The sequence below is a fragment of the Luteimonas changyuni genome (genome assembly GCF_039548395.1).
In the GTDB taxonomy this organism is placed as follows: domain Bacteria; phylum Pseudomonadota; class Gammaproteobacteria; order Xanthomonadales; family Xanthomonadaceae; genus Luteimonas.
Genome location: NZ_JBCLUZ010000032.1, coordinates 25,623 through 45,269 on the forward strand (window position 1 = coordinate 25,623; position 19,647 = coordinate 45,269).

Below are 19,647 nucleotides of genomic sequence, written 5' to 3' on the forward strand. Positions count from 1 at the left end.
AATCCTGCGGATATCGGTGCACTCATAAGGTGATTTTCAATGAGCATGACTGATCCCATCGCCGATATGCTGACCCGCATGCGCAATGCGGCGGCTGTCGGCAAGCCGACGGTGAAGATGCCGTCCTCCAAGACCAAGGTGGCCATCGCCAAGGTGCTGCAGGACGAGGGCTACATCGCCGAAGCGCGCGTGATCGAGAATGGCGCCAAGGCCGAACTCGAGATCGAACTCAAGTATTACGAGGGCCGTCCGGTCATCGAGCGCATGCAGCGCTTTTCCCGCTCCGGCCTGCGCCAGTATCGTGGCAAGGCCGATCTGCCGAAGGTCCTCAATGGCCTCGGCATCGCAATCATCTCCACCTCGAAGGGCATCATGACCGATGCGCAGGCGCGCCAACAGGGCGTCGGCGGTGAGGTTCTGTGCTTCGTGGCCTAAGGGAGTAACCGCAATGTCCCGAATTGCCAAGAAGCCGATTGCCCTTCCGAAGGGCGTCGAGCTGAAGATCCAGGACGGCACCGTCGCCACCAAGGGCCCCAAGGGCGCCCTGTCGATGGCGATGCCGCTCGGCGTCGAACTCAATATGGAAGACGGCCAGGCCGTGCTTTCGCCGGCAACGCCGGAGCATATGGCCATCACCGGCACCATGCGTTCGGTCATCGCCAACATGGTGCAGGGCGTGTCCGAGGGCTTCGAGCGCAAGCTCGAGCTGGTCGGCGTCGGCTACCGTGCCGCGATGCAGGGCCAGGACCTGAACCTGTCGCTGGGCTTTTCCCATCCGGTGCTGTTCAAGCCGCCGGCGGGGATCACCATCAGCACGCCGACGCAGACCGAAATCGTGGTCAACGGCGCCGACAAGCAGCAGGTTGGCGAAGTCGCGGCAAAGATCCGCGGCTACCGCCCGCCGGAGCCGTACAAGGGCAAGGGCGTCAAGTACGCCGGCGAGAACATCATCCGCAAGGAAGCCAAGAAGGCCTAATCCGGCCTTCAGCTTTCGGAGAACGAGACCATGCAGAAGAAAATTGCCCGCCTGCGCCGCGCCAAGTCCACGCGCGCGCATATCCGCAACCTCGGCGTGCCGCGCCTGTCGGTGCTGCGCACCGGCCAGCACCTCTACGCCCAGCTGTTCACCGCCGACGGCTCCAAGGTCCTGGCTGCGGCCAGCACCACCCAGGCCGACGTCCGCGACGGCCTGAAGAACGGTCGCAACACCGAGGCCGCCGCCAAGGTCGGCCGCGCGATCGCCGAGAAGGCCAAGGCCGCCGGGATCGATTCGGTTGCCTTCGACCGCTCCGGTTACAGGTATCATGGGCGGATCAAGGCCCTGGCCGACGCCGCGCGCGAAGGTGGCCTGCAGTTCTAGGCGTCACGACGTGTTGAATGGGTGGGGCGCCGTCCCCACCCATGCCTACCTGCCGATGCGGGCTGCATCGGACGCCTCCCGGCTTCTGCCCGGGAACGCGGTACACCGATTCATATCACAACCATAAGCGGCTGAAAGCCGTACATCCTTCAACAACACAGGCAATATCAAAATGGCAGAAGAACGCTCCCCGCGCGGTCGCGACCGCAACCGCGAGGAAATCGACGACGGCATGATCGAGAAGCTGATCACGGTCAACCGCGTCAGCAAGACCGTCAAGGGTGGTCGCCAGTTCACCTTCACCGCGCTGACCGTGGTCGGTGACGGCGCCGGCAAGGTCGGCTTCGGCTACGGCAAGGCCCGCGAGGTCCCCATGGCCATCCAGAAGTCGATGGAGCAGGCGCGCCGCAACATGGCCAGCGTCGAGCTCAACGGCGGCACGCTGTTCCACACGGTCAAGGCCGGCCATGGCGCCGCCCGCGTGTTCATGATGCCCGCGTCCGAAGGTACCGGCGTGATCGCCGGTGGCGCCATGCGCGCCGTGCTCGAGGCGGTGGGCGTGAAGGACGTGCTGGCCAAGGCCGTCGGCTCGCGCAACCCGATCAACCTCGTCCGCGCCACGGTCAAGGGCCTGGCCGGCATGCATTCGCCTGGCGCCATCGCGGCCAAGCGCGGCAAGAAGGTGGAGGACATCCTCAATGGCTAAGAACGAAGCCGGCACCGGCACCGTCAAGGTGCGCCTGGTCAAGGGTCTGCGCGGCTCGCAGGCCAAGCACCGCCTGTCCGTCAAGGCCCTGGGCCTGGGCAAGCTCAACTCCGTCCGCGAACTGAAGGACAGCCCGCAGGTCCGTGGCCTTATCAACAAGGTCCACTATCTGGTCCGGGTCGAGGAATAAGCACATGAAGCTCAACACCATGCAGCCCGCAGAGGGCGCCCGCACCGATCGCAAGCGCGTCGGTCGCGGCATCGGCTCCGGCCTCGGCAAGACCGCCGGCCGTGGCCACAAGGGTTCCTTCGCCCGCTCGGGCAAGGGCAAGATCAAGGCCGGCTTCGAAGGCGGCCAGATGCCGCTTCGCAAGCGCCTGCCCAAGGTCGGCTTCCGTTCGCGCATCGCCGGCGATACCGCCGAAGTCATGCTGTACCACCTCGACCGCCTCGAGGGCGACATCGACTTCAAGGCGCTGCGCGCCGCGAAGCTGGTGCCGTCCACGGCCAAGCGCGCCAAGATCGTGCTGAAGGGCGAGGTCTCCAAGGCTTTGATGCTGAAGGGCGTGCTGGCCACGGCCGGTGCCCGCGCAGCGATCGAAGCCGCCGGCGGCAAGGTCGAGGAGTAAGCGACGCATGGCACGCAGCGGCAGCGCAATGGGTGGCATGGGCGGGCTCGGCAAATTCACCGAGCTGCGCCAGCGCCTGCTGTTCGTCGTCGGGGCGCTGATCGTCTATCGCATCGGCTGCTACATCCCGGTGCCCGGCGTGAACCCCGATGCCATGCTGCGCCTGATGGAGCAGCAGGAAGGCACCATCGTGGACATGTTCAACATGTTCTCCGGTGGTGCGCTTTCGCGCTTCAGCCTGTTTGCGCTGAACGTGATCCCCTACATCTCGGCATCGATCATCATCCAGATGCTGGTGCAGATCGTGCCGAGCCTGAAGGCGATCCAGAAGGAAGGCGAGTCGGGTCGCCGCCGGATCACCCAGTGGTCGCGCATCGGCTCGATCCCGCTGGCGGTGTTCCAGTCGGCCGGCATCGCCGTGGCCCTGCAGAGCTCGGGCGCCAGCAACGGCATCCCCGTGGTCTACGCGCCGGGCATCGGCTTCGTGCTGACCGCGATCATCGCGCTCACGGCAGGCACCATGTTCCTGGTGTGGCTGGGTGAGCAGGTGACCGAGCGCGGCATCGGCAACGGCGTGTCGCTGATCATCTTCGCCGGCATCGTGGCCGGGCTTCCGAGCGCGGTCATCACCACGTTCGAGGCCGCCCGCAACGGCGACATGAGCCCGATCGCGGTGATCATGATCGCGCTGATCGTGGTCGCATTCACCTACTTCGTGGTGTTCGTCGAGCGTGGCCAGCGCCGGATCACGGTCAACTACGCGCGCCGCCAGGGCGGTCGCAACGCGTACATGAACCAGAGCTCGTTCCTGCCGCTCAAGCTCAACATGGCGGGCGTGATCCCGGCGATCTTCGCGTCGTCGATCATCATGTTCCCGGCCACGGCCTCGACCTGGTTCAGCCAGGCCGGCTCGGCCACGTGGCTGCAGCGGGTGAGCCAGGCGCTTTCGCCCGGCGAGCCCCTGTACATCCTGCTGTACGCAGGCCTGATCGCGGGCTTCACGTTCTTCTATACCGCGCTGGTCTTCAACTCCCAGGAAACCGCGGACAACCTGAAGAAGTCGGGCGCGCTGATCCCGGGCATCCGGCCGGGCAAGGCCACGGCCGATTACATCGACGGGGTGCTGACCCGGCTGACGGCCGCCGGCGCCACCTACCTGGTGCTGGTCTGCCTGCTTCCGGAATTCATGCGTACCGAGCTCAATGCGTCGTTCTATTTCGGCGGTACGTCGCTGCTGATCGTGGTGGTGGTGGTGATGGATTTCATCTCCCAGATCCAGGCGCACCTGATGTCGCACCAGTACGAGAGCCTGCTGAAGAAGTCCAACCTCAAGGGTGGCGCGCGCAGCTTGCCGCGCGGCTGAAGATTCGAACGGATCCAGAGGGCAGCCGGCATCGCCGGCAGCGCCGAAGGATCCAGGTCCGGCCGTTTCACGGTCGGGCCTTGATGGGCGACCTGCGTGGCGATCCCGCGCGCAGGTGGTTCCCGGGCCGTCCCGGCGCCAGAGTAGCGCCGGGCGGGCAGGTCCCCCAAAGGACCCGTCCAGCCGGGAACCGTCGCCGGAGCATGGGCACACTCCCCATGCCGGGCCGGTCGGACGCTTTTTTGGCGGCCGCGGGCTTTATTGACCGTCGGGATTCTGATACAATTTCTTGTTCACTGCGCCGGATACCCATTCGGCCGCCCCAAACAGTTGGAGATCCGCGCATGGCGCGTATTGCAGGTGTCAACCTGCCTGCCCAGAAACACGTCTGGGTTGGGCTGCAAAGCATCTACGGCATTGGCCGTACCCGTTCGAAGCAGGTCTGCGATGCCGCAGGCGTGGATTCGTCCACGAAGATCCGCGATCTGTCGGAGCCGGACGTCGAGCGCTTGCGCGCCGAAATCGGCAAGTTCGCGGTCGAGGGCGACCTCCGCCGTGAAATCGGCATGGCCATCAAGCGTCTGATGGACCTGGCCTGCTACCGCGGCCTTCGTCACCGTCGCGGCCTTCCGCTTCGCGGCCAGCGCACCCGGACCAATGCCCGCACCCGCAAGGGTCCGCGCAGGGCCATCAGGAAATAAGGAACCACCACCATGGCCAAGCCGGCAGCCAAACCGAAGAAGAAGATCAAGCGCGTCGTCACCGACGGCATCGCCCATGTCCACGCTTCGTTCAACAACACCATCATCACGATCACCGACCGCCAGGGCAACGCCCTGTCGTGGGCGACTTCGGGCGGCGCGGGTTTCCGCGGCTCGCGCAAGTCCACCCCGTTCGCAGCCCAGGTCGCCGCCGAAAAGGCCGGCAAGGTTGCGCTCGATTACGGTGTGAAGTCGCTTGAAGTCCGCATCAAGGGACCGGGCCCGGGCCGTGAGTCCGCCGTCCGCTCGCTGAACAACGTGGGCTACAAGATCACCAACATCATCGACGTGACGCCAATCCCGCACAACGGGTGCCGTCCGCCGAAGAAGCGTCGCGTCTAAGGGGGCGATAAAGAATGGCTCGTTATATCGGACCCACCTGTAAGCTCGCCCGCCGCGAAGGCGCCGACCTCTCGCTGAAGTCGCCCGCCCGCGCGCTGGATTCCAAGTGCAAGCTGGAGCAGAAGCCCGGCCAGCACGGCGCCGGTACCGGCGCACGTCGCAGCAAGCTCTCCGACTATGCCCTGCAGCTTCGCGAGAAGCAGAAGGTCAAGCGCATCTACGGCCTGCTGGAGCGCCAGTTCCGCAACTACTACAAGAAGGCCTCGACCACGAAGGGCAACACCGGCGAGAACCTCCTGCAGCTGCTCGAAACCCGCCTGGACAACGTCGTCTATCGCATGGGCTTCGCGATCACCCGCCCGGCCGCGCGCCAGCTGGTCTCGCATCGCGGCGTCACGGTCAACGGCAAGTCCGTGAACCTGCCGTCCTACCAGGTCAAGGCGGGCGACGCGATCGCGCTGGCCGAGAAGGCCCAGAAGCAGATGCGCGTCCAGGAAGCATTGACGGTGTTTGCGACCATGGACCTTTCGCCGTCCTGGGTCGAGGTCGACTCGAAGAAGTTCAGCGGCGTGTTCAAGGCGGTCCCGGACCGCGGCGACCTGCCCGCGGACATCAACGAAGCGCTGATCGTCGAGCTGTACTCGAAGTAATTCACCCGGCCCGCCGGTCCACCCCGGCAGGCCACAGGAGACACCAAACATGACGGTTACCGCCAACCAGGTCCTGCGCCCGCGTGGCCCCCAGATCGAACGACTCGCCGGCAATCGCGCCAAGGTCGTGATCGAGCCGCTCGAGCGCGGCTATGGCCACACGCTCGGCAACGCCCTGCGCCGCGTGCTGCTGTCGTCGATCCCCGGCTTCGCCATCACCGAGGTCGAGATCGACGGCGTGCTGCACGAATACAGCACCATCGAAGGCCTGCAGGAGGACGTGCTCGAGGTCCTGCTGAACCTCAAGGACGTCGCCATCCGCATGGGCACCGGCGACAGCTCCACGCTGACCCTGGCCAAGTCCGGCCCGGGCGTCGTGACCGCTGCCGACATCAAGACCGACCATAACGTCGAGGTGCTCAACGGCGAGCACGTGATCTGCCATCTGACCAAGGATGCGTCGATCAACATGCGCCTGAAGATCGAGCGCGGCTTCGGCTACCAGCCGGCCGCCGCCCGTCGCCGCCCGGACGAGGAGACCCGTTCGATCGGTCGCCTGATGCTGGACGCGTCGTTCTCGCCCGTCCGCCGCGTGGCGTACGAAGTCGAAGCGGCCCGCGTCGAACAGCGCACCGACCTCGACAAGCTGGTGCTCGACATCGAGACCAATGGCACGATCGACGCCGAGGAAGCCGTGCGGACCGCCGCCGACATCCTCACCGACCAGCTCAGCGTCTTCGGCGATTTCACCCGCCGCGAGGGCAACGACCAGAAGGCCCAGACCCCGGGCGTGGATCCGGTGCTTCTGCGCCCGATCGACGACCTGGAGCTGACGGTGCGTTCGGCCAACTGCCTCAAGGCCGAGAGCATCTACTACATCGGCGACCTGATCCAGAAGACGGAAGTCGAGCTGCTCAAGACCCCGAACCTCGGCAAGAAGTCGCTCACCGAGATCAAGGAAGTGCTGGCCCAGCGTGGCCTCTCGCTCGGCATGAAGCTCGAGAACTGGCCGCCGGCCGGCGTCTCGGCGCACGGCATGCTCGGCTAAGACCAGACAGACAGGAACCAAGACCATGCGCCACCAGAAATCCGGCCGCAAGTTCAGCCGCACCAGCGCACACCGCGATGCCATGTTCACCAACATGGCGGCGTCGCTGCTCAAGCATGAGCTGATCAAGACCACGCTCCCGAAGGCCAAGGAGCTCCGCCGCGTCGCCGAGCCGCTGATCACCATGGGCAAGACCGACGGCGTTGCAAACCGCCGCCTGGCCTTCTCGCGCCTGCGCGACAAGGAAGCCGTGGGCAAGCTGTTCGTCGACCTGGGCCCGCGTTACCGCGAGCGTCCGGGCGGCTACCTGCGCATCATCAAGTGCGGCTTCCGCGACGGCGACAATGCACCGATGGCCTACGTCGAGCTCGTCGACCGGCCGGAAGTCGCGGCGGAGTAACTGCCGCAGCCGTCCGCTTTGCAGGAACCCCGGCCATCCGCCGGGGTTTTTGTTATCTTGGCGTCCGTTTCGCGCGAGCCTGTTTATGACCCTGAATCCGTTGCGCTGGTCATTCCGCCAGCAAGGCTTCGCCGGTTTTGCGATCTGCGTCGCGCTGATCGGCTTTGCCGTCTACTCCCAGTTCGCCTGGGGCCTCGAGCCGTGCCCGCTGTGCATTTTCCAGCGCATCGCGTTCGCCGCGCTGGGCCTGGTCTTCCTGCTTGCGGCCCTGCACGCGCCGCGCGGGGCAGGGACCAGGGCGTTCTACGGAGTCCTCGGCTTTCTCGCTGCCGCCGTCGGCATGGCGATTGCCGGGCGTCATGTCTGGATGCAGTACAACCCACCGGAGATCCCCGGTTGCGGCCCGCCGCTGTCGTTCATGCGCGAAACCATGTCGACCGGCAACGTGATACGCAAGGTGCTGACGGGCAGCGGCGACTGCGGCAACGTCGACTGGACCTTCCTCGGTCTGTCGATGCCGGCGTGGAGCCTGGTGTGGTTCGTGCTGCTGGCGGCGCTGTTCGTGGTCGCCGCCTTCCGTACGCGAAGCCGTCGCTGAGGACCATTGCGATACGCGGCGCGGCGGCGGATGATGGCTGTCGCTGCAGTGCAACAACCGCGAACTCCAATGCCCGCTAAAGAACGAAACCTCCAAGCCGTGAACATCGCCGAAGCCTGGGCGCCAGGAAGCTGGCGCGGCCGCGCCGCGTTGCAGCTGCCCACCTACCCGGACGCCGGCGAGCTGGCGCGCGTCCAGGACGAGGTCCGGGCGCTTCCGCCGCTGGTGACCTCATGGGAAATCATGGCGCTCAAGCAGCAGCTGGCGGAGGCCCAGGAGGGGCGGCGGTTCCTGCTGCAGGGTGGGGACTGCGCCGAGAATTTCAGCGATTGCAGCGCCGAAGTGATCTCCAACCGGTTGAAGGTCCTGTTGCAGATGAGCCTGGTGCTCGTGCACGGCCTGCGCCTGCCGGTGGTGCGGGTGGGACGCTTCGCCGGCCAGTACGCCAAGCCGCGCTCGGCCGATACCGAAACCCGTGGCGATGTCACCCTGCCGAGCTATCGCGGCGACATGGTCAATGGCCCCGAGTTCACGCCGGCCTCCCGCATTCCCGATCCCCGGCGCATGGTCAAGGCGCATGCGCGCTCGGCGATGACCATGAACTTCGTGCGCGCGCTGATCGATGGCGGCTTTGCCGACCTCCACCACCCCGAGTACTGGGACCTGCGCTGGGTGACGCAGTCGCCAATGGCCGAGGACTACCAGCGCATGGTGGGCAACATCGGCGAAGCCGTGCGCTTCATGGAGACCCTGTCCGGCACCGAGGTCCACAACCTCAACCGGGTCGACTTCTTCACGTCGCACGAAGCACTGCTGCTGCCCTACGAGGAAGCGCTGACGCGCGAGGTGCCGCGGCAGTGGGGCTGGTTCAACCTCAGCACCCACTTCCCGTGGATCGGCATGCGCACCGCGGCCGCCGGCGGTGCCCACGCCGAGTATTTCCGCGGGATCCGCAATCCGGTGGCGGTGAAGATCGGCCCGTCGACGGCGCCGGATGAACTCCTTCGCCTGGTCGACCTGCTCAATCCAACGGACGAGCCGGGGCGGCTTGGCCTGATCTGCCGCATGGGCGCAGGCAAGGTCGCGGAGCGGCTTCCGCCGCTGCTCGAGGCCGTCAAGCGGGAGGGGCGTCGCGTACTGTGGATCTGCGACCCGATGCACGGCAACACCGAGTCGACCAGCAACGGCTACAAGACGCGGCGCTTCGACAACATCCGCAGCGAGATCGAGCAGAGCTTCGACCTGCACGCGGCCGCGGGGACCAGGCTGGGCGGCGTGCACCTCGAGCTCACCGGTGAAGACGTGACCGAATGCACCGGCGGCGCGCGCGACCTCGCCGAGTGCGACCTCGAGCGCGCATACCGCACGATGGTGGATCCGCGCCTCAACTACGAGCAGTCGCTCGAGATCGCGATGCTGATCGTGCGCAAGCACGAACAGCTGAAGGTCCCCGCCAGGGCCTGAGCAGCGGGGACGGTCGCCGGATCAACGGCCGCTGCCGCCGCTGGAGGGCCGGGAACGTCCGGGCTGGAGGGGCGCCTGCGGAGCGCGGCGCCGGTCAGCGGTCATTCGCCCGGGGCCTGGCGTCATAGCCGATGAAGCACAGGGTGGCGTGCCACGGTCGGGGCGGCGGCGGCCCGCCACCCCGGCAACAGCGCCGCGCTCACGCCGAGCGGCTGGCCCGCTTGCGGTCGGTTTCGCTGAGGTGCTTCTTGCGCAGGCGGATTTCCTTCGGGGTGACCTCGACCAGCTCGTCGTCCTCGATGAAGTCCAGGGCCTGCTCCAGCGTGTACTTGATCGCCGGCGTCAGCTTGATGGCGTCGTCCTTGCCGGAGGCGCGCATGTTGGTCAGCGGCTTGGTCTTGATGGCATTGACGGTGAGGTCGTTGTCCTTGGAGTGGATGCCGATCAGCTGGCCCTCGTAGACGTTGTCGCCCTCGGCCGCGAACAGCTTGCCGCGCTCTTCGAGCGGCCCAAGCGAGTACGCGGGGGTCGCGCCCGGCGCGTTGGCGATCATCACGCCATTGCTGCGCTTGGCGATCGCGCCCTGTTCCTTCGGGCCGTAATGGTCGAACACGTGGAACAGCAGCCCGGTGCCCTGGGTCAGGGTCTTGAACTCGTTCTGGAAGCCGATCAGGCCGCGCGCCGGGATCATGTAGTCCAGCCGCACGCGTCCCTTGCCGTCGGACTCCATGTTCTTCAGCTGGCCCTTGCGGATGCCGAGCTTCTCCATCACGCCGCCCTGGTGGATTTCCTCGATGTCGATCACCAGCTGCTCGACCGGCTCCATCTGCTGGCCGTCGATGGTCTTGATGATGACTTCCGGACGCGACACGGCGAGCTCGAAGCCCTCGCGGCGCATGGTCTCGATCAGCACCGACAGATGCAGCTCGCCGCGGCCGGAGACCAGGAACTTGTCCGGATCCGAACCTTCCTCGACCTTCAGCGCGACGTTGTGCAGCGTCTCGCGCTCCAGGCGCTCGCGGATCTGGCGGCTGGTGATGAACTTGCCGCCGCTGCGGTCCTTGTTGCCGGCGAACGGCGAGTTGTTGACCTGGAAGGTCATGCTGATGGTCGGCTCGTCGACGGTCAGCGCGGGCAGCGCCTCGGGCGTGTCCAGCGCGCAGATGGTGTCGGAGATCGACAGGTCCGCGATGCCGGACAGGGCGAGGATGTCGCCGGCCTTGCCGCTCTCGACCTCGACGCGCTCCAGGCCCAGGAAGCCCAGCACCTGCAGCACCTTGGCCTGGCGCTTCTTGCCGTGGCGGTCGACCACGCTCACCTGCATGTTGGTCCGCACCGTGCCGCGCTGGATGCGACCGATGCCGATCAGGCCGACGAAGTTGTTGTAGTCCAGCTGGCTGATGCGCATCTGGAACGGGCCATCGGGGTCCACCGTCGGCGCCGGGACGTGCTTCATGATCGCTTCGTACAGCGGAGTCATGTCGCCGTCGCGGACGCTGTCGTCGAGGCTGGCGTAGCCATGCAGCGCCGAGGCGTAGACGATCGGGAAATCGAGCTGCTCGTTGGTGGCGCCGAGCTTGTCGAACAGGTCGAACACCTGGTCGATCACCCAGTCCGGGCGCGCGCCGGGGCGGTCGATCTTGTTGACCACCACGATCGGGTTGAAGCCCATCGCGAACGCCTTCTGGGTCACGAAGCGCGTCTGCGGCATCGGCCCGTCCATCGCATCGACCAGGATCAGCACCGAGTCGACCATCGACAGCACGCGCTCGACCTCGCCACCGAAGTCGGCGTGTCCAGGGGTGTCGACGATGTTGATGCGGTTGCCATTCCAGTTGATGGCGGTGTTCTTGGACAGGATCGTGATGCCACGTTCCTTTTCCTGGTCGTTGCTGTCCATCACGCGCTCGGTCATGACCGTGCGTTCATTGAACGTGCCCGACTGCTTGAGCAGGCAATCTACGAGGGTGGTCTTGCCGTGGTCGACGTGGGCGACGATGGCGATGTTGCGGAGGCGTTCGATGGACATCGGGAAAACCGCACCTCGTGCCTTCTTGGGGCAGGGCGCGCGGGACCTGGTTCGGGTGAGCCGATCATTATACTGCGTTCCAGGCCGGCGCAAAAGTATTGCGAAACCGCCCTGGCGGCTCCATCTCAGCCCGGAGGCCGGTGGCGACGCCCTCGGCCAGCTTTTCAACCCCACTGCAGGAGTTCCAACATGTCCCTGAACGCCGTTTTCGACACCGACCGTGGCCAGATCAAGGTCGAGCTCTACGCCGACAAGGCCCCGCTGACCGTTGCCAGCTTCGTCAATCTCGCCAAGCGCGGCTTCTACGACGGCCTGGGCTTCCACCGGGTGATCCCGGACTTCATGATCCAGGGCGGCTGCCCCAAGGGCACCGGCACCGGTGGTCCCGGCTACAAGTTCGAGGACGAGACCGACAATGGCGTGAAGCATGACCGCGGCGTGCTCTCGATGGCCAATGCCGGCCCGGGTACCAACGGCAGCCAGTTCTTCATCACCCATATCAAGACCGACTGGCTGGACGGCAAGCACACCGTGTTCGGCAAGGTCACCGAGGGCCTGGACGTGGTCGATGCCGTCAAGCAGGGCGATGCCATCAAGTCGGTGAAGATCGAGGGCGATGCCGACGCGGTCCTGGCCGCGAAGGCCGACCGCGTGGCCGAGTGGAACAAGGTGATGTCGGCCTGAGCGATGCCGGCCCGAGCCGGGCCGGACAGGGCGCGATGCTAGAATGGGCGGCTGCCGCGCGTGCAGCGGACAGCCGCGCATCGCGTCCCGGACTCCCCAGAATCCCTCCCAGAATCCCGAGGTTCCCGCAATGCCCAAGCTTGCAAAGCGCATGGGTCGCGCCAAGCCCAGCGCGATCATGGTCGTGGCCGAGACGGCCCAGCGCCTGAAGGCCGAAGGCCGCGACATCATCAGCTTCTCGATCGGCGTCCCCAACTTCCTGCCCGGCGAGCACGTCTACGACGCCGCGCGCAGGTCGCTGGAGTCCGATTCCGGCCAGTACGGCAACAATCGCGGCGCCAACGCCCTGCTTGACGCGTTCATCGCGCACATGGATGGCCTTGGACTCACCGGTTACACGCGCGCCAACTGCGCGACCGGCGTCGGCGCCAAGCACATCCTGTACAACCTGGCCGAAGCGCTGCTGGACGAGGGCGACGGCTTCGCCTTCGCCACGCCGTACTGGACCAGCTACATGGACATCGCCGAGATCGTCGGCGCCGACATCCAGCTGCTGCCGTGCCCGCCCGAGCAGGACTACAAGCTCACCCCGGCCCAGCTCGACGCCGCGCTGGCGAAGAAGCCCAGGGTGTTCCTGTTCAACAACCCGTCCAACCCGACGGGCATGGTCTACACGAAGGACGAGATCGCCGCGCTGGCCGACGTCATCGTGCGCCACCCCGATACATGGATCATCACCGACGACATCTACAACAAGATGGTGTTCGACGATCTCGGCTACCACAACTTCGTGCAGGCGCGCCCCGAGCTGCGCGACCGCGTGATCTTCGTCGATTCGCTGTCCAAGACCTATGGCATGCCGGGCTGGCGCGTCGGCCTGATGGCCGGCCCCGAGGTCGTGGCGCAGGCGGTGACGGTGATGAACTCGAACCACATCACCAGCCTGCCGGAAGTCGTGGCCGCCGCCGCCACGGCCGCGCTGTCCGGCCCCCAGGACGTGCCGGCCGAGCGCTGCGCCGAGTTCCAGGCCAAGCGTGACCAGGTCGTGGCCGCGCTCAACGCCATTCCCGGCGTGGTCTGCCCGGTGCCGCAGGGCGCGTTCTATGCCTTCCCCGACATCAGCTGCGCCTTCGGCAAGTCGCACGACGGCAAGGTCATTGCCAACGACGTCGACCTGTGCAACGCGCTGCTCGAAGCCAAGGGCGTGGCCTGCGTGCCGGGCTCGGCGTTTGGCGAGCCGCGCGGCCTGCGCATCAGCTACACCTGCCCGACGCCGCAGCTGGCGCCTGGCCTCGCGCGCATCCAGGAATTCTTCGCCGAACTGTCCTGAGCCGGCCGACAGTGGCCGGGGCCGTCACGGTCCCGGCCGCCAGCCGTCAGGTCCTCGCGCCTTCCGTTCCCTCCAGTCCCACGTATCCGGAGCCACCCACATGAAGACCCCCGTCCGAGTTGCCGTCACCGGCGCCGCCGGCCAGATCGGCTATGCCCTCCTGTTCCGCATCGCTTCCGGCGAGATGCTGGGCCGCGACCAGCCCGTCATCCTGCAGATGCTCGAACTGCCGATGGAGAAGGCCCAGGCCGCGCTCAAGGGCGTGATGATGGAGCTTGAGGACTGCGCCTTCCCGCTGCTGGCCGGCATGGTCGGCACCGATGATCCGGAAGTCGCGTTCAAGGACGCCGACATCGCGATGCTGGTCGGTGCCCGCCCGCGCGGCCCCGGCATGGAGCGCAAGGACCTGCTGCTCGAGAACGCCAAGATCTTCACAGCGCAGGGCGCGGCGCTGAACAAGGTCGCGTCGCGCGACGTCAAGGTGCTGGTGGTCGGCAACCCGGCCAACACCAACGCCTACATCGCGATGAAGTCGGCGCCGGACCTGAAGGCCGGCAACTTCACCGCCATGCTGCGCCTGGACCACAACCGCGCGCTGAGCCAGCTCGCCAACAAGGCCGGCGTGGCCGTGGGCGACATCGAGAAGCTGGTGGTCTGGGGCAACCACAGCCCGACCATGTATCCCGACTACCGCTTCGCCACCGTCAAGGGCGAATCGCTGAAGGACCGGATCAACGACGCCGACTGGAATGCCAGCGACTTCATCCCGCAGGTCGGCAAGCGCGGCGCGGCGATCATCGAGTCCCGCGGCCTGTCGTCGGCCGCCTCGGCCGCCAACGCCGCCATCGACCACATCCGCGACTGGGTGCTGGGTTCGAACGGCAAGTGGGTGACCATGGGCGTGCCGTCCGACGGCAGCTATGGCATTCCCGAGGGCGTGATCTACGGCGTCCCGGTGATCACCGAAAACGGCGAATACACCCGCGTCGAAGGCCTGGAGGTCGATGACTTCAGCCGTGCCGCCATGGACAAGACCCTGGCCGAGCTCGAGGAAGAGCGCGCCGGCGTCGCCCACCTCCTGGGCTGACATCGCCGCGGGCTCCGTCCCGCATGCCGCATCGAAACGACCGGGCCAGGCCCGGTCGTTTTCGTTTGGCTTGCTCCCGGTCGGGGGCGCGCTGCCCGCCGCGGACGCAGGGGGGATGCCCAGCCAGATGTCTCCGCGTCCTGCTCCCATCATCCGGCCGCCGGCCATCCATGGCCGGCTCTGGGCATCCCCCCTGCATCCACGGCGGGCCCGGACCTTCGGGGCGGTCTGGTGGAGCGAGCGTGCGCTACGTCCTGGTCGGTCGAAGTTTCCCCGGACCGGACGACTACGGTCCGGCTGCACGCGCGCCCGCTTTTGCTCTTCCCCCGCGAAGCCGAAGAACGCCACGGCCCGTCCCGTGCCCAGGGGGTGTGCGCACAGCCGGCCATGGATGGCCGGCGGCCGGCAGTGGGAGCAGGACGCGGAAACTGCCGGGGGAGCACACCGCCTGGGCACAGGACGGGCAGCCCGGACCATCACGGAGTGCGCACCATCGCCCCCCTGAGGCGCCCCAGCGCTCCAAGCGCCCTAGCGCCCCAGCACGCGCGCCGGCGCCCCGGACTCCGGAGAAGACCCTCCCGCGTCCCGCCCGGACATTGCGCGGCAAGGCATTCGACCAACGTCGTAGCGCACGGGGGCCCTTGGCGGACTAGCCTCGATCGGAGCATTGGAGATCGTCATGCGCTACGAAGACGTGTACCGGCGTTCGGTCGAGGCGCCGGAGGCCTTCTGGGCCGAGCAGGCCGAAGCCATTTACTGGCACAAGGCGCCGGAGAAGATCCTCGACTACTCCAACCCGCCGTTCCGCAGCTGGTTCGTCGGCGGCGAGACCAACCTCTGTTACAACGCGGTCGACCGGCACCTGGAGGAGCGCGGCGACCAGCTCGCGCTGGTGGGCTACTCCACCGAGACCGACAGCGTGCGCGAGCTGAGCTACCGCGAGCTCCATCGCGAGGTCAACGTGTTCGCCGCCGTGCTCGGTTCGCTGGACGTGGGCAAGGGTGACCGGGTGGTTATCTACATGCCGCACACGGTGGATGCGGTGGTGGCGATGCTGGCCTGCGCGCGCATCGGCGCGATCCACTCGGTGGTGTTCGGCGGCTTCGCCTCGAAGAACCTGGCGCTGCGGATCGACGATGCCGAGCCGAAGGTGCTGGTCTGCGCCGATGCCGGCAGCCGCGGCGGCAAGGTCATCCCGTTCAAGCCGCTGGTGGACGAGGCACTGGCCCAGGCCGCGCATCCGCCGGCGCGCGTGCTGGTGGTCAGCCGCGGGCTGGCCGACGTGACGATGCAGGAGGGGCGCGACTTCGACTACGCGACACTGCGGCGCGGCCACGAAGAGGCACAGGTGCCCGTGCAGTGGCTGGAGTCCAACGAGCCCAGCTACATCCTCTATACCTCCGGGACCACCGGCACGCCCAAGGGCGTGCAGCGCGACGTCGGCGGATACGCGGTGGCACTGGCGCTGTCGATGTGGGCGGTCTACGACATCCGGCCCGGCCAGGTGATGTTCTCCACCTCCGACATCGGATGGGTGGTGGGGCACTCCTACAACGTCTACGGGCCGCTGGTCGCGGGCGCCACCTCGATCATCTACGAGGGAATGCCGACCCGGCCGGATCCGGGCATCTGGTGGGAGCTGTGCGAACGCTACGGCGTGCGCACGCTGTTCTCCGCGCCCACCGCGCTGCGGGTATTGAAGAAGCACGACACGTCCTACATCACCGACCGCGACCTGTCGAAGCTGGAGTACCTGTTCCTGGCCGGCGAGCCGCTGGACGAGCCGACCGCGCGCTGGATCACCGGCGTGCTGGGCAAGCCGGTGATCGACAACTACTGGCAGACCGAGACCGGCTGGCCGGTGCTGACCCTGATGCCGGGGCTGGACATGAAGCCGGTCAAGTTGGGCTCACCGGGCCTGCCGAACCTGGGTTACAAACTGCGGGTGATCAACGAGATCACCGGCGAGGACGCGCCGGCCGGCGAGAAGGGCGTGCTGGTGATCCAGCCGCCCCTGCCGCCAGGATGCCTGAGCACGGTCTGGCGCAACGACGAGCGTTTCATCGCCAGCTACTTCAGTCATTTCAGGGAGCCGCTCTACAGCTCGCTGGACTGGGCGATCCGCGACGAGGACGGCTACGCGTACATCCTCGGGCGCACCGACGACGTGATCAACGTGGCCGGGCACCGCCTGGGCACGCGCGAGATCGAAGAATCGGTGTCGGGCCATTCGAGCGTGGCCGAGGTCGCGGTGATCGGCGTGCACGACGAGATCAAGGGCCAAGTGCCGGTGGTGTTCGCCACGCTTAGGCAGGCCGCCGACGCGGCGCTGGCCGCGCACGAGATGCAGGCCAGGGTGGTGGAACAGCTCGGCGCGATCGCGCGCCCGGTGCGGGTCTACGTGGTCGCGTCGCTGCCCAAGACGCGCTCGGGAAAGCTGCTGCGGCGCTCGATCCAGGCCCTGGCCGAGCATCGCGATCCGGGCGATCTGTCGACCCTCGATGATCCGGGGGCGCTCGGCGCGATCGCCGATGCGATCAAGCGTGGTGCCGACGCCGGCAGCTGAGGTCCCGAAGGCTGCGCAGTGGCGCGCTCCGGCGGGGCGGCCGGGGTTGCGCCCACGGCGGCGGGATTGGCGCCTGCCTGCTCCGTTAGAATGGTGCCGATCCCCTACGCAGAATTTCCCATGTCCGAGCATGTTTCCGCAGGCACACGCTTCCGCGCCGCCGTCGCCGACGAATCCCCGCTGCAGGTGATGGGCGCCATCACCGCCTATGCCGGCCTGATGGCCAAACGCACCGGTTACAAGGCGCTGTACCTGTCCGGTGGCGGCGTCGCCGCGAACTCGCTGGGCATGCCCGACCTCGGCATTTCGACCATGGAGGACGTGCTGATCGACGCCCGCCGCATCGTCGAGGCCACCGGGCTGCCGCTGCTGGTCGACATCGACACGGGATGGGGCGGTGCCTTCAACATCTCGCGCACCGTTCGCAGCTTCGAGCGCGCCGGCGTCGCCGCCGTGCACATGGAGGACCAGGTCGGCCAGAAGCGCTGCGGCCACCGTCCAAACAAGGAAGTGGTGTCGAAGGGCGAGATGGTCGACCGGGTCAAGGCCGCCGTCGACGGTCGCACGGAGGCCGGCTTCGTGATCATGGCGCGCACCGACGCCGCCGCGGTGGAGGGCATCGACGCCGCCATCGAGCGCGCGATCGCCTACGTGGAGGCCGGCGCCGACATGATCTTCCCCGAGGCGATGAAGTCGCTCGAGGACTACCGCAGGTTCAAGGACGCGGTGAAGGTGCCGATCCTGGCCAACCTCACCGAGTTCGGCTCCACCCCGTTCTTCACCACCGACGAGCTGCGCTCGGCCGGCGTCGACATCGCGCTCTACTGCTGCGGCGCCTATCGCGCCATGAACAAGGCGGCGCTGAACTTCTACGAGACCGTACGCCGCGAAGGCACGCAGAAGAACATCGTCGACACCCTGCAGACGCGCGCGGAGCTGTACGACTTCCTCGGCTACCACGCCTACGAGGACAAGCTCGACACGTTGTTCTCGACCGACTGACCCACCACGCCGGCACGCGCGCTGCGCGACCCACACACGTTGCTACGGAGTACCTGATGAGCGAAACCCCCAGCACCCTGCCCAAGCCGAAGAAGTCGGTGGCCCTGTCCGGAACCGCCGCCGGCAACACCGCGCTGTGCAGCGTCGGCCGCAGCGGCAACGACCTGCATTACCGCGGCTACGACATCACGCAGTTCGCCACCACGGCCGAGTTCGAAGAGGTCGCCTACCTGCTGGTCCACGGCAAGTTGCCCTCCAAGGCCGAGCTGGCCGGCTACAAGGCGAAGCTGAAGTCGCTGCGCGGCATCCCGGCCGCGGTCAAGGCGGCGCTGGAGGAGCTGCCGCCTTCGGCGCACCCCATGGACGTGATGCGTACCGGCGTTTCGGTGCTGGGCTGCGTTTCTCCGGAGAAGGACGACCATAACCATCCCGGAGCGCGCGACATCGCCGACAAGCTGATGGCCTCGCTGGGTTCCATCCTGTTGTACTGGTACCACTACAGCCACAACGGCCGGGTCATCGACGTCGAGACCGACGATGACTCCATCGGCGGGCACTTCCTGCACCTGCTGCACGGTGAGCCGCCGCGCGAGAGCTGGGTGCGCGCGATGCACACCTCGCTGATCCTGTATGCGGAGCACGAGTTCAACGCTTCCACGTTCGCCTCGCGCGTCATTGCCGGCACCGGCAGCGACATGCATTCCTGCATCACCGGTGCGATCGGCGCGCTGCGCGGGCCCAAGCACGGCGGCGCCAACGAGGTCGCGTTCGAGGTCCAGCAGCGCTACGACTCGCCGGACGAGGCCGAGGCCGACATCCGCGAGCGCGTTGGCCGCAGGGAAGTCGTGATCGGCTTCGGCCACCCGGTCTATACCGTTTCCGATCCCCGCAACGGCATCATCAAGGAGGTCGCGAAGGAGCTGTCGGCAGAGCAGGGCGACAACACGATGTACGACATCGCCGAGCGCCTGGAGTCGGTGATGTGGGACGCCAAGAAGATGTTCCCCAACCTCGACTGGTTCAGCGCGGTGAGCTACCACATGATGGGCGTGCCGACGGCGATGTTCACGCCACTGTTCGTGATCGCGCGCACCAGCGGCTGGAGCGCGCACGTCATCGAGCAGCGCATCGACGGCAAGATCATCCGTCCGAGCGCGAACTACACCGGTCCCGAGAATCGCGACTGGGTGCCGATGGCCGCCCGCGGCTGAGGCGAGGCCGGGCTGCAGATGAAGACGGCGCCCGATGGGCGCCGTTTTTTTGGGTTCTTCTCCCAAGTGAGGGAGAGAGGCGTACGGCCGACCCGGCGGAGTGGCTGGTTCTTCTCGCGGCTCCGGGGTGCTGACGTGACAGTTGGAGCACGTTGTTGCGGCGTGAGCTCCGTTGTGGTCCGCGCTGCCCGTCCCGTGCATTTCTCCGTTTTAGCCCGCGCTGCCCGTCCCGCACACAGGGGGTGTGCTCCCCCGGCCTGTCCGCGTCCTGCTCCCAAGGCCGGCCGCCGGCCATCCATGGCCGGCTGTACGCACACCCCCTGTGCACGGGACGGGCCGTGGCGTTTTCCTGCTTCGGGTCGAAGATCAAGAGCGGGCGCGCGCTCGATCGTGGCCGTGGTGTGACGTGGCGTGGCC

The 19,647-nt window shown here is 66.9% G+C and carries 21 protein-coding genes; 20 read left to right on the forward strand and 1 reads right to left on the reverse strand.

What is annotated here, in order from left to right; translation table 11 throughout:
- Positions 1–39: 39 nt before the first annotated feature.
- From rpsH to WCD84_RS11780, 14 genes are all read left to right on the forward strand, one after another.
- The gene (gene rpsH, locus WCD84_RS11715; RefSeq protein ID WP_343255869.1) at positions 40–435 is read left to right on the forward strand and encodes a 30S ribosomal protein S8; all 396 of its coding nucleotides are present in this window, start codon (positions 40–42) and stop codon (positions 433–435) included.
- A gap of 13 nt (positions 436–448) precedes the next feature.
- Positions 449–976, forward strand: coding sequence for a 50S ribosomal protein L6 (rplF, locus tag WCD84_RS11720; RefSeq protein ID WP_343255868.1), 528 nt, complete (start codon positions 449–451; stop codon positions 974–976).
- Between the two features lie 30 nt (positions 977–1,006).
- A complete protein-coding gene (gene rplR / locus WCD84_RS11725) occupies positions 1,007–1,360 on the forward strand; it encodes a 50S ribosomal protein L18 (protein ID WP_343255867.1) in 354 nt (117 codons plus the stop codon).
- A gap of 172 nt (positions 1,361–1,532) precedes the next feature.
- The gene (rpsE, locus tag WCD84_RS11730; protein ID WP_343255866.1) at positions 1,533–2,066 is read left to right on the forward strand and encodes a 30S ribosomal protein S5; all 534 of its coding nucleotides are present in this window, start codon (positions 1,533–1,535) and stop codon (positions 2,064–2,066) included.
- Entirely contained in the window at positions 2,059–2,256 is a 198-nt protein-coding gene (gene rpmD / locus WCD84_RS11735; RefSeq protein ID WP_144892887.1) for a 50S ribosomal protein L30, read from the forward strand. Before rpsE ends, rpmD begins: the two co-directional genes overlap by 8 nt.
- 4 nt (positions 2,257–2,260) lie before the next feature.
- Positions 2,261–2,695, forward strand: coding sequence for a 50S ribosomal protein L15 (gene rplO / locus WCD84_RS11740; protein ID WP_343255865.1), 435 nt, complete (start codon positions 2,261–2,263; stop codon positions 2,693–2,695).
- Between the two features lie 7 nt (positions 2,696–2,702).
- Positions 2,703–4,058 carry a preprotein translocase subunit SecY gene (gene secY, locus WCD84_RS11745; protein WP_343255864.1) on the forward strand — a complete coding sequence of 452 codons (1,356 nt, stop codon included), beginning with the start codon at positions 2,703–2,705 and terminating at the stop codon, positions 4,056–4,058.
- A 344-nt stretch (positions 4,059–4,402) separates the two neighbouring features.
- Complete coding sequence (rpsM, locus tag WCD84_RS11750) at positions 4,403–4,759, forward strand: 30S ribosomal protein S13 (protein WP_343255863.1); 357 nt, start codon at positions 4,403–4,405, stop codon at positions 4,757–4,759.
- A gap of 12 nt (positions 4,760–4,771) precedes the next feature.
- Entirely contained in the window at positions 4,772–5,161 is a 390-nt protein-coding gene (rpsK, locus tag WCD84_RS11755; protein ID WP_343255862.1) for a 30S ribosomal protein S11, read from the forward strand.
- Positions 5,162–5,175: 14 nt separating this feature from the next.
- The gene (gene rpsD / locus WCD84_RS11760; RefSeq protein ID WP_343255861.1) at positions 5,176–5,811 is read left to right on the forward strand and encodes a 30S ribosomal protein S4; all 636 of its coding nucleotides are present in this window, start codon (positions 5,176–5,178) and stop codon (positions 5,809–5,811) included.
- Between the two features lie 49 nt (positions 5,812–5,860).
- A complete protein-coding gene (locus WCD84_RS11765; protein WP_343277311.1) occupies positions 5,861–6,859 on the forward strand; it encodes a DNA-directed RNA polymerase subunit alpha in 999 nt (332 codons plus the stop codon).
- A gap of 25 nt (positions 6,860–6,884) precedes the next feature.
- Positions 6,885–7,259, forward strand: a complete 375-nt coding sequence (rplQ, locus tag WCD84_RS11770) for a 50S ribosomal protein L17 (RefSeq protein WP_343255859.1) — start codon at positions 6,885–6,887, stop codon at positions 7,257–7,259.
- A gap of 91 nt (positions 7,260–7,350) precedes the next feature.
- On the forward strand, positions 7,351–7,857 hold the full coding sequence (locus tag WCD84_RS11775) for a disulfide bond formation protein B (RefSeq protein ID WP_343255895.1): 507 nt from the start codon (positions 7,351–7,353) through the stop codon (positions 7,855–7,857).
- Positions 7,858–7,926: 69 nt separating this feature from the next.
- Positions 7,927–9,321 carry a class II 3-deoxy-7-phosphoheptulonate synthase gene (locus WCD84_RS11780; RefSeq protein WP_343255858.1) on the forward strand — a complete coding sequence of 465 codons (1,395 nt, stop codon included), beginning with the start codon at positions 7,927–7,929 and terminating at the stop codon, positions 9,319–9,321.
- A gap of 199 nt (positions 9,322–9,520) precedes the next feature.
- On the opposite strand, the gene typA is transcribed toward WCD84_RS11780, so the two are convergent.
- A complete protein-coding gene (typA, locus tag WCD84_RS11785) occupies positions 9,521–11,350 on the reverse strand; it encodes a translational GTPase TypA (RefSeq protein ID WP_343255857.1) in 1,830 nt (609 codons plus the stop codon).
- A 189-nt stretch (positions 11,351–11,539) separates the two neighbouring features.
- Here typA and WCD84_RS11790 point away from each other — a divergent pair, with 189 nt between their 5' ends.
- From WCD84_RS11790 to prpC, 6 genes are all read left to right on the forward strand, one after another.
- Positions 11,540–12,034: a peptidylprolyl isomerase gene (locus WCD84_RS11790; protein WP_343255856.1), complete on the forward strand. Its 495-nt coding sequence runs from the start codon at positions 11,540–11,542 to the stop codon at positions 12,032–12,034.
- A gap of 130 nt (positions 12,035–12,164) precedes the next feature.
- Positions 12,165–13,364 (forward strand): aminotransferase class I/II-fold pyridoxal phosphate-dependent enzyme, encoded by a 1,200-nt coding sequence (locus WCD84_RS11795; protein ID WP_343255855.1) that lies wholly within the window; start codon positions 12,165–12,167, stop codon positions 13,362–13,364.
- 100 nt (positions 13,365–13,464) lie between these two features.
- Positions 13,465–14,451: a malate dehydrogenase gene (locus WCD84_RS11800; protein ID WP_343281468.1), complete on the forward strand. Its 987-nt coding sequence runs from the start codon at positions 13,465–13,467 to the stop codon at positions 14,449–14,451.
- 679 nt (positions 14,452–15,130) lie between these two features.
- On the forward strand, positions 15,131–17,017 hold the full coding sequence (gene prpE / locus WCD84_RS11805) for a propionate--CoA ligase (protein WP_343255853.1): 1,887 nt from the start codon (positions 15,131–15,133) through the stop codon (positions 17,015–17,017).
- 120 nt (positions 17,018–17,137) lie between these two features.
- Entirely contained in the window at positions 17,138–18,019 is an 882-nt protein-coding gene (prpB, locus tag WCD84_RS11810) for a methylisocitrate lyase (RefSeq protein WP_343255852.1), read from the forward strand.
- Positions 18,020–18,075: 56 nt separating this feature from the next.
- On the forward strand, positions 18,076–19,230 hold the full coding sequence (gene prpC, locus WCD84_RS11815; protein ID WP_343281469.1) for a bifunctional 2-methylcitrate synthase/citrate synthase: 1,155 nt from the start codon (positions 18,076–18,078) through the stop codon (positions 19,228–19,230).
- Positions 19,231–19,647 lie beyond the last annotated feature (417 nt).

Bases quoted from the DNA above. Each gene is read 5' to 3' on its own strand.
- rpsH (WP_343255869.1), top strand. From the start codon at position 40: ATGAGCATGACTGATCCCATCGCCGATATGCTGACCCGCATGCGCAAT.
- rplF (WP_343255868.1), top strand. From the start codon at position 449: ATGTCCCGAATTGCCAAGAAGCCGATTGCCCTTCCGAAGGGCGTCGAG.
- rplR (WP_343255867.1), top strand. From the start codon at position 1,007: ATGCAGAAGAAAATTGCCCGCCTGCGCCGCGCCAAGTCCACGCGCGCG.
- rpsE (WP_343255866.1), top strand. From the start codon at position 1,533: ATGGCAGAAGAACGCTCCCCGCGCGGTCGCGACCGCAACCGCGAGGAA.
- rpmD (WP_144892887.1), top strand. From the start codon at position 2,059: ATGGCTAAGAACGAAGCCGGCACCGGCACCGTCAAGGTGCGCCTGGTC.
- rplO (WP_343255865.1), top strand. From the start codon at position 2,261: ATGAAGCTCAACACCATGCAGCCCGCAGAGGGCGCCCGCACCGATCGC.
- secY (WP_343255864.1), top strand. From the start codon at position 2,703: ATGGCACGCAGCGGCAGCGCAATGGGTGGCATGGGCGGGCTCGGCAAA.
- rpsM (WP_343255863.1), top strand. From the start codon at position 4,403: ATGGCGCGTATTGCAGGTGTCAACCTGCCTGCCCAGAAACACGTCTGG.
- rpsK (WP_343255862.1), top strand. From the start codon at position 4,772: ATGGCCAAGCCGGCAGCCAAACCGAAGAAGAAGATCAAGCGCGTCGTC.
- rpsD (WP_343255861.1), top strand. From the start codon at position 5,176: ATGGCTCGTTATATCGGACCCACCTGTAAGCTCGCCCGCCGCGAAGGC.
- WCD84_RS11765 (WP_343277311.1), top strand. From the start codon at position 5,861: ATGACGGTTACCGCCAACCAGGTCCTGCGCCCGCGTGGCCCCCAGATC.
- rplQ (WP_343255859.1), top strand. From the start codon at position 6,885: ATGCGCCACCAGAAATCCGGCCGCAAGTTCAGCCGCACCAGCGCACAC.
- WCD84_RS11780 (WP_343255858.1), top strand. From the start codon at position 7,927: ATGCCCGCTAAAGAACGAAACCTCCAAGCCGTGAACATCGCCGAAGCC.
- typA (WP_343255857.1), bottom strand. From the start codon at position 11,350: ATGTCCATCGAACGCCTCCGCAACATCGCCATCGTCGCCCACGTCGAC.
- WCD84_RS11790 (WP_343255856.1), top strand. From the start codon at position 11,540: ATGTCCCTGAACGCCGTTTTCGACACCGACCGTGGCCAGATCAAGGTC.
- WCD84_RS11795 (WP_343255855.1), top strand. From the start codon at position 12,165: ATGCCCAAGCTTGCAAAGCGCATGGGTCGCGCCAAGCCCAGCGCGATC.
- WCD84_RS11800 (WP_343281468.1), top strand. From the start codon at position 13,465: ATGAAGACCCCCGTCCGAGTTGCCGTCACCGGCGCCGCCGGCCAGATC.
- prpE (WP_343255853.1), top strand. From the start codon at position 15,131: ATGCGCTACGAAGACGTGTACCGGCGTTCGGTCGAGGCGCCGGAGGCC.
- prpB (WP_343255852.1), top strand. From the start codon at position 17,138: ATGTCCGAGCATGTTTCCGCAGGCACACGCTTCCGCGCCGCCGTCGCC.
- prpC (WP_343281469.1), top strand. From the start codon at position 18,076: ATGAGCGAAACCCCCAGCACCCTGCCCAAGCCGAAGAAGTCGGTGGCC.